Here is a 7,707-nt window from a genome sequence, read left to right as displayed (position 1 = left end):
TTTCGGCTTGATTGGGTCTTTCCCGTGCAGTTGTCGCTGCATGGGGTAAAGATTAAATTCGACACCCTTCCCGCACTAGACGGCAAAAATTGCCTCTAGCGTTCTATTTAAGGAACGCTATTTGGCATGCGCTTTTCGCCCACTCCTGTCGTCGCCCGGCGGGCCAGTGCCTGGCGACGCAGCCGGCTGTCACGGCGCAGGCGACGCCAGCCGAGCACGGTGCCGCTGAGGCAGATAAACAGGCCACCGGCACTGAAGGCGATGATCAGCGCTTCGCGCAGGTGTGGGCGTTCCAGCAGCGGTTGCCAGTCCCAGCTGTGCAGCAGGTTGAACAGCCAGCGCCCAGCACGCCGGTGCTGGTCGGTGCGGTCGACGATCGCACCGCTGTGCGGGTCGATGTGCAGCCAGCTGGCTTGGGGGTCGTCGAAACGCACCCGCAGCACCGGCAGGCGGCGGTGCTGGAAGCCGTACATGCTCTGCTCCGCCCGGGCGAAGTAGTGGAAGTCAAAACGCTCCAGCCATTCGCTGTGCATCGCCGTGTCCGGCGCCACCGCCTGGGCCGCCGCGAGCAGTACGTCAGCGGGCAACTGGCGCAGAGCCTGGCTGGGCTGGCTGGCAGCAAAAACACGACTGTCACCTTCCGCCGTGCGCGCCACCAGGTACGCCTCGCCACCGACCCGGCGCCACTCCAGCTCCACCGGCAGAAAACCCGGCTCACGGCGCAGCACCGCCAGGGCCTCGCTGACGTCGAGGGGGAAATCCCCGACCTGCAACACCCCGCCCGGGTAGGCCGAGAGGTTCAGGGTCGAGCGGGCATCGAACAGGCCCCAGGGGCGCATCGACATCAACCCGCTGAACACCCACAGCACCAGCAGCACGCCGAACAGCAGGCCGCCGACGTGGTGCCAGCGCATCCAGCCAGCGCCGTAGGGGCTGCGCGAGCCGCTGCGGTAACGCCTCCGGAAGCGCCAGCGCAGCACGCCGACCCAGATGCCCAGCACCGCCATCAGCGTGCCCAGCAGGGACAGGCCGATGACCAGCACCCGCCAGCCGTTGTCCACGCCGAAGCCGCCGCGCAGCGGGTACAGCCAGTGCAGCCAGGCGCCCAGCAGGTTCCAGTGGCGCTCCTGCTGGCTGGCGTCGAGTACCACCTCGCCACTGCGGCTGGACAGGTACAGCCAGGTGCCCGCTTCGTCCTGCAGCTCGACGCGGTGCAACGGCCGCTCGCCGTCCAGGCCACGGGAATGGGTCCAGATGTCTTCTTGCACGTCCCCCAGGTAACGCACCGGCACGCCACCGCCGAACTGCCGGGCGCCGACCAGCGCCCGCTGGGCATCCACCGCTTGCGCCGCCTCGCCGCTGGCGGCGTTCAGCACCCGCCGCTCGCCCGTGGCAAAGGTCAGTACGTAGTGCGGCTGGCCGGCGATGCTGGTCAACCGCAGACTGCTCAGCGCCCCCGCCTGCTGCGCCGCGTCCAGCGCCGTGCAGCAGTCCGCCGGCAGCTCCGGCAGGTTGCGCAGGCGCTCGCCCGGGGTCAGCTTGGGATAGCCGACGTAGAGCATCACCACACCGGATATGAACCACAGCGCCATGACCAGGCACAGGGCGATGCCCAGCCAGCGGTGCCAGAGGTACAGGTAGCGTTTCATGGCGCTCAGAACCGCAGGTGCACAGCCAGTTCCAGGCTGCGCGGCTCACCCAGGTAGTACTGGGTGTTGCTCTGGTGGATGAAGCGCGCGTAGACCTCGTCCGTGACGTTGCGCAGGCGCGCCGTCAGTGCAGTGTTGGCATCCAGGTCGTGGCTCACGAACAGGCCGTACAGCGTGTACGAGGGCACCCACATGGTGTTGGCGTTGTTGGCGTAGACCGAAGACACGTAGCGGGCATCCGCTCCCAACTGCCAGTCCGGGGCCAAGTCATAGGTCAGCCACAGGTTGGCCACCCGCTTGGGGATGTTCACCGGCATCTTGCCCTTGCGCGAGATCACCGTGCCGCCGCTGGCTTCGTTGAAGTCGTCGAACTCGGCCTTGAGCCAGCTGATGTTGCCCGCCGCCAACAACTGCGGGGTGAGCTTGAAGGAGGTCGCCAGCTCGATGCCCTCGGAGGTCTGCTGGCCGGCCTGAATGGTGCTGTTGGGGTTGTTCGGGTCGGTGACCGGGAAGTCCTTGCGCACGATCCGGTAGGCCGCCAGCGTCGCGCTGCCGCGCCCGTCGAGGAAATCGAACTTGCTGCCGACTTCAACCTGGCGCCCGGTGCCCAGCTTGTAGTCGCTGACCTGGCCGATGCTGGCGCTGGTCAGGGTGCCGCCCGGCGGCTCGGCCGAGGTGCTGTATTGGCTGTAGACGCTGAAGTCGTCGGTCACATCGAAGACCAGCCCGGCGCGACCGGTGAAGGCGTCCCAGCGCCGGTCGAGGCGGGCGCCGCTGGCGTGCTCGGTGACCTCGAAATCGATGTGGTCGTAGCGCAGCGCCGTAATCAGCGCCAGGCGCTCGCTGAGCTTCTGCCGGTTCTCGACGAACAGCGCCGTGGTATCGACTTCGGTGCTGCGGCCCTTGGTGCGCGCCGCGCCGGTGCCGGGGATGTCGAGGAAGTGGCCGGGAGTGAAGTTGCCGGGTGCCACCCGGTCGACCAGCGCCGACAGCGACAACGGGTAGTTGGTCTGCTGGTTGCGGTTGAAGTCCAGGCCGAACGCCCAGTCGCTGGCCAGGCCGAACAGCTCGCTGTCGTGGGTCAGCTCCACGCGGTTGCCGTTGACCTCCTGATCGTGGCGCTGGCGGTAGGCCGCCAGGCGCTCGACCTGGGCATTGTCGGCGGTGTAGCGGTAGCGTTCGAGGTTGCGGTAATCGCGCTGCCCCTCGTAGTGGTAGAAGGTGTTGCGCAGCGCGGTGCGCTCATCGAAGCGGTAGTCGGTGATCGAGCGCAGCCAGCGGGTGCGCTGCTCGTAGCGGCCGTCCTCGACGTTGTAGTTGGCGAAGCGGTTGTGCCGGTCGATGCGCAGCTTGCCCTGCAGCGGGTTGAGCACCGGCGTGCCCCAGTACGGGCTGTCTTCCTGCTCTTCCAGGTACTCGATGGCCAGGGTGTGGGACAGGTTGTCGGTGAGGTCGCTCAGCAGCGAGAACGCCAGGTTGTTGGCCCCGCGCTCCTGGCGGTCGATGTAGCCGTTGCTGTCGCTGCGGCTGAAATCCAGCCGCGCGTAGTGGCGCGGGCCGGGGCCGTCATTGAGGGCGTGGTTGTAGCCGATGGCGGTTTCCCGGGTGTCGTAGCGGCCATAGCTGATGCGGGCTTCGCCGCCCTCGGTATCACGGTCGGCCAGGCGGGTGATGACGTTCAAGCTGCCGCCCACCGCCCCGCTGCCGTTGAGAAACGACGACGGGCCGCCGAGCAGTTCCACGCGGTCGTAGATCCAGGCGTCCACCGGGCGCGCGGCGCCGCCGTATTGCAGGTTGATGCCGTTGAACAGCTGGCTGATCTGCGCGCCATTGAACCCGCGGTACGACACGTAGCCGCCCCAGCCGGGCGGCGCCGAGGCGTTCACACCAGGCAAGGCGTTGGCGGCGTCCTGGAAGTTGCGCGCGCCGACGCGCTCCATGGTGGCGCGGTCGGCCACGCTGACGGAAGCCGGGTTTTCCCGGGCGGTCAGGCCCAGGCGCGAGCCGCTTTCGATCGGCGTATCCAGCGCCACGGCGGTGGGCTCGGCGTTCAGCGCAGTGGCGGAAATGGTGCTGTCAGGCAACTGCAGGGCGCTGTCGTGCGCCCAGGCAAGCGGGGTGGCGCCGGCAAGCACTGCCAGCGCGGTCATGCGAAGGGACATGAGTAGGTTCCAGATCAGGTTCGACCAGGCCCGTCACGGCCAGGCGAATGCCGGGCCGAACAGGCGATTTCAGCGGACGAACAGCAGGAACGGGGAAGCGCGGGGGTTGGCGGGGGGCCAGTGGTAACGGACGGGCAGCGCCCGCAGCAGGCGCGGCAAGGGCCGTACGGCCTCGGCGGCAAGCAGCCCGAGCAGGCCGAAGAACGCCGCGAGGATCATCGCGCTGAACAGGCTGCCCAGGGCACAGCCGGTGCCGGTGGCCGGGTTCGGCGCGACGATGCCGGAACCGTCGAGGTTGGCGCCGGCGCCGAAGTTGCCCTCGAACGAGCAGTACTCGCCACTCAGGCCGCTGAGCTGCAGGCCGGCCATCTGGCCGTGACTGATGGCGCAGACGAACGCGCTGAACAGGACGCTGAAATACAGCATCCAGGCGATCAGCGAGCGGTGTCGGCGGGCCAGCTTCATGCAAGAGCTCAGGACAGGTGAAAAACGTGCGGTGCCCTAACCCTAGTCCATCGGCAAGGCAGCGCAAACGGCGCGGATCATATCACCGGGCCTGGGCACCGGGGTGCGGCATGCCGGCGCAGGGCCGACGAAGAGGCAGGCACAGTGCAACGGTGGCAGGATCGAGCTAGCGCGAAAACAGCTTGCGGTAGCCCCGGGGCGAGGTGGCCAGGTGGCGCTGGAAGGTGGTGCGCATGCGCTCCTCGTCGCCGAAACCGCATTGCCGGGCGATCTGGTCGATGTGCCGGTCGGAATCCTCCAGCAGGCGGCGCGCCGCCTCCAGGCGCAGGATCGACACCGCCTTGGCCGGGGAGCGACCGGTCTTGAGCTTGTACAGGCGGGAGAAATTGCGCGGGCTCATGTGGCAATGCTCGGCCAGCACCTCCACCCGCAGGTTGGGCGCGGCGAGGTTGTCGGCCAGCCAGCGGTGCAGCTCGTCGAACGCCGCACAGTCGGGCCCCTCGCCGAACGCCCCGTGATCTCCCGAGCGTTTGAGCGCCACCGCCAGCTCCCGCGCCACCTGCATCGCCACGTCGCGGCCACCGTCGGCCTCCACCAGGGCCAGCGCCAGGTCGACGCCACTGGCCGAGGTCCAGAGGCGGCCCTGCTGCACCACGAGCGCGCCGCGCTCCAGCGGGATGGACGCGTCCCACCCCAGCAACAGCCCGGCTTCGGCCAACAGCACGGCGCCCTGGCACACCGAGGCGGTGCGCCGGCTGGCACGGCCGGCCTCGGCAATCCAGCGCAGCAGCTCGGCAGACTCGGCCACTACCCCTTCGATGTCCGGCGCGCCCGGCACGATCAGGGTATCGATGCCGTTCAGCGGCACCTCACGCACCGCGCAGGTCTCGATCTCCAGCCCCTCCGCCGTGCGCAGCAGGCCGCCCGCGAGGCTCAGGGTAACGGGCCGGTAGCCCGGCAGCTGGCGCTGGGCCAATACCCGGGTGGCGGCCCAGAGCACTGTCTGGGCACCGGCCAGGTCCAGCAGCCCCACACCGGGGTAGACGATGATCAGCACTGCGCGTGGCAGGGCTGGCATGAAATCAGGGTTCTCTGTCATTTGTGTGCCCGCGGTTCGCTTCTACCATGGCTGCTTCCACCGAAACGAGCGCGTGCGCGGGAGCAATCATGGGTAACCACATTCTGATTGTAGGAGCTGGATTCGCAGGGCTGTGGAGTGCATTGGGCGCCATGCGTCTACTCGACCAACAGAACCGCAGCGACGTGCAGGTCACCCTGCTCGCGCCGCAAGCTGAATTGCGCATCCGGCCGCGCTTCTACGAGCCCGACGCGCACAGCCTGTTCGCCCCGCTGGACGCGCTGTTCGACGCCACCGGCGTGCGCTTCGTCCAGGGCCTGGCGCTGCAGATCGACACCCAGGGCCGCGAGGTGACCTACCGCACCGCCGACGGCGAGCAGGCGGTACTGGGCTACGACCGGCTGATCCTCGCCGCCGGCAGCCAGCTGTTCCGCCCACCGGTCCCAGGCCTGGCGGAGCACGCCTTCGACGTCGACCGCATCGAGCAGGCGGTGCGCCTCGAACAGCACCTGATGGGCCTGGCCAGCCAGCCGGATACCCCCGCCCGCAACACAGTGGTGGTGGTCGGCGGCGGCTTCACCGGGATCGAGACCGCCACCGAGTTGCCGACCCGCCTGCGCGACATCCTCGGTGACGACGCGAAGGTCCGCGTGGTGGTCATCGACCGCGGCGCGCAGATCGGCGCAGCCCTAGGCGACGGCATCCGCCCAGCCATCGTCGACGCCTCCCGCGAGCTGGGCCTGGAATGGCAACTGGGCACCTCGGTCGCCTCCATCGACGCCGGCGGCGTGGTGCTCGACAACGGCCAGCGCATCGACGCCAGCACGGTGGTCTGGACCGTAGGCTTTCGCGCCAGCCCGCTCACCGAGCAGATACCGGCGCCGCGCGACCCCACCGGCCGCCTGCAGGTCGACGGCTACCTGCGGGTCGAGGGCCTGAGCGATGTGTACGCGGCCGGCGACACCGCCCGCGCCGCCACCGACGAGCTGGGCAACATCTGCGCGATGTCCTGCCAGCACGCCATCCCGCTGGGGCGCTACGCCGGGCACAACGCGGCGGCCGATCTGATCGGGGTCAAGCCGCGGGTCTACAGCCAGCCCAAGTACGTGACCTGCCTGGACCTCGGCGCCTGGGGCGCGGTGTACACCGAAGGCTGGGACCGCCAGCAGAAGCTGGTCGGCGCCGAAGCCAAGGAGTTGAAGCAGCAGATCAACACGCTGTGGATCTACCCGCCGGCCGCCACGGACCGCGCCGCAGCCCTGGCCGCTGCCGACCCGTCGATCCCGGTGGCCTGAGGCAACCCCCTGCCCCGCCCACGACAGCCCCGTGGGCGGGATCAATAACGGCTGAAGGCCTGCCGGTACGCGGCGGGCGTCAGCCCGGTGAGCGCCTTGAACATGCGCCGCAGGTTGGCGTCACTGCTGAAGCCCAGTTGCTCGCTGATGGCGGTGACCGGCAGCGCTGTCAGCGTCAGACGTTCGCTGGCCTGGTTCAGTTTGATCCGCCGGGCATACGCCGCCACGGCCTCCCCGGTTTCCGCCTTGATCCGCCGCGCCAGCGTCCGTTCGGACAGCCCGAGTCGGTCGGCCAGCACCTGCACCGTCAGGTGCTCGGCCGGCAGGTGCTCGATCACACCGTGCGCCTGGCGCAGCAGCGGGCTGGACTGCTCCATCAGGCTCGCGCCCTGAAACGCCGGATGAGCAACGGCCGGGCGCGGCAGCACCATGAGCCGGGTGAGGTCGTGAAACACCTCGGCACTGACGCCACGCTCGATCAGCGCCTGGGCAATCGGCAGGTAGCCGTTCACCCCCGACGCGGTGGCCGTTCGTTCGTTGAACACACAGCTGCGTTCGCTCTGCCAGCGCACCTTGGCATGGCGTTGGCGCATCGCCTCGGCCAGCCACCAGGTGACCGTCGCCGGCTGGCCGTTCAGCCGCCCGCTGGCCGCCAACACGGCAACGCCGGTGCAGTAACTCCAGAGCTGAATCCGCTTGGGCAAGCCGGTTAACGCCTTGATCAGCGCTGCGTGGTTGGCCAACGCCGCCTCCACCAGGGGTGCCGACTCCGCCCAGAAACCGGGCACCAGCAGCGCATCCAGCTCGCGATCGTCCAGGCCGGCACTGGCATTCAGGTCCATGCCGTGGGCACAGGGCACCGGCCCGGGCTGTAGGGCGACATGGCGCACGGTGAACAGCGCTTTGCCGGTGCGGCGGTTGGTAGCGTGCAGCAGGTCGGCGAAGGCGAACAGGCCCGCCGGCATGCAACCGGGGTACAGCAGCAGGCCAACGCGAAGGGATTCAGCCATGGCAGAAAATGAACCAATAGTGGCAACAACCGCCATTATGGCGCCGCT

Annotated in this window: 6 protein-coding genes; 1 reads left to right on the top strand and 5 read right to left on the bottom strand. The window is 68.8% G+C overall.

Going from position 1 to position 7,707, the window contains the following annotated elements; all coding sequences use genetic code 11:
• Window positions 1-107 precede the first annotated feature (107 nt).
• From N5C28_RS22330 to N5C28_RS22315, 4 genes are all read right to left on the bottom strand, one after another.
• Entirely contained in the window at window positions 108-1,649 is a 1,542-nt protein-coding gene (locus N5C28_RS22330) for a PepSY domain-containing protein (RefSeq protein ID WP_279825555.1), read from the bottom strand.
• A 5-nt stretch (window positions 1,650-1,654) separates the two neighbouring features.
• Window positions 1,655-3,811 carry a TonB-dependent receptor gene (locus N5C28_RS22325; protein WP_279825554.1) on the bottom strand — a complete coding sequence of 719 codons (2,157 nt, stop codon included), beginning with the start codon at window positions 3,809-3,811 and terminating at the stop codon, window positions 1,655-1,657.
• A gap of 69 nt (window positions 3,812-3,880) precedes the next feature.
• Window positions 3,881-4,276: a DUF2946 domain-containing protein gene (locus tag N5C28_RS22320; RefSeq protein ID WP_279825553.1), complete on the bottom strand. Its 396-nt coding sequence runs from the start codon at window positions 4,274-4,276 to the stop codon at window positions 3,881-3,883.
• A gap of 166 nt (window positions 4,277-4,442) precedes the next feature.
• Window positions 4,443-5,354, bottom strand: a complete 912-nt coding sequence (locus tag N5C28_RS22315) for a helix-turn-helix domain-containing protein (RefSeq protein WP_279825552.1) — start codon at window positions 5,352-5,354, stop codon at window positions 4,443-4,445.
• An 89-nt stretch (window positions 5,355-5,443) separates the two neighbouring features.
• On the opposite strand from N5C28_RS22315, the gene N5C28_RS22310 reads away from it, so the two are divergent.
• Window positions 5,444-6,649: an FAD-dependent oxidoreductase gene (locus tag N5C28_RS22310; RefSeq protein WP_279825551.1), complete on the top strand. Its 1,206-nt coding sequence runs from the start codon at window positions 5,444-5,446 to the stop codon at window positions 6,647-6,649.
• A gap of 41 nt (window positions 6,650-6,690) precedes the next feature.
• Here N5C28_RS22310 and N5C28_RS22305 read toward each other — a convergent pair whose 3' ends face one another.
• The gene (locus N5C28_RS22305) at window positions 6,691-7,659 is read right to left on the bottom strand and encodes a helix-turn-helix domain-containing protein (RefSeq protein ID WP_279825550.1); all 969 of its coding nucleotides are present in this window, start codon (window positions 7,657-7,659) and stop codon (window positions 6,691-6,693) included.
• Between the last annotated feature and the right edge of the window lie 48 nt (window positions 7,660-7,707).

Origin of the sequence: Pseudomonas sp. GD03944, assembly GCF_029839275.1 — a bacterium.
Lineage (GTDB): Bacteria > Pseudomonadota > Gammaproteobacteria > Pseudomonadales > Pseudomonadaceae > Aquipseudomonas.
Note: the sequence above shows the minus strand (reverse complement) of the source record. Positions and strands in the feature narration are given on the sequence as shown.

What these genes read in the sequence shown, in the direction of transcription:
- N5C28_RS22330 (WP_279825555.1), bottom strand. Translation starts at nt 1,649, where the DNA reads ATGAAACGCTACCTGTACCTCTGGCACCGCTGGCTGGGCATCGCCCTG.
- N5C28_RS22325 (WP_279825554.1), bottom strand. Translation starts at nt 3,811, where the DNA reads ATGTCCCTTCGCATGACCGCGCTGGCAGTGCTTGCCGGCGCCACCCCG.
- N5C28_RS22320 (WP_279825553.1), bottom strand. Translation starts at nt 4,276, where the DNA reads ATGAAGCTGGCCCGCCGACACCGCTCGCTGATCGCCTGGATGCTGTAT.
- N5C28_RS22315 (WP_279825552.1), bottom strand. Translation starts at nt 5,354, where the DNA reads ATGCCAGCCCTGCCACGCGCAGTGCTGATCATCGTCTACCCCGGTGTG.
- N5C28_RS22310 (WP_279825551.1), top strand. Translation starts at nt 5,444, where the DNA reads ATGGGTAACCACATTCTGATTGTAGGAGCTGGATTCGCAGGGCTGTGG.
- N5C28_RS22305 (WP_279825550.1), bottom strand. Translation starts at nt 7,659, where the DNA reads ATGGCTGAATCCCTTCGCGTTGGCCTGCTGCTGTACCCCGGTTGCATG.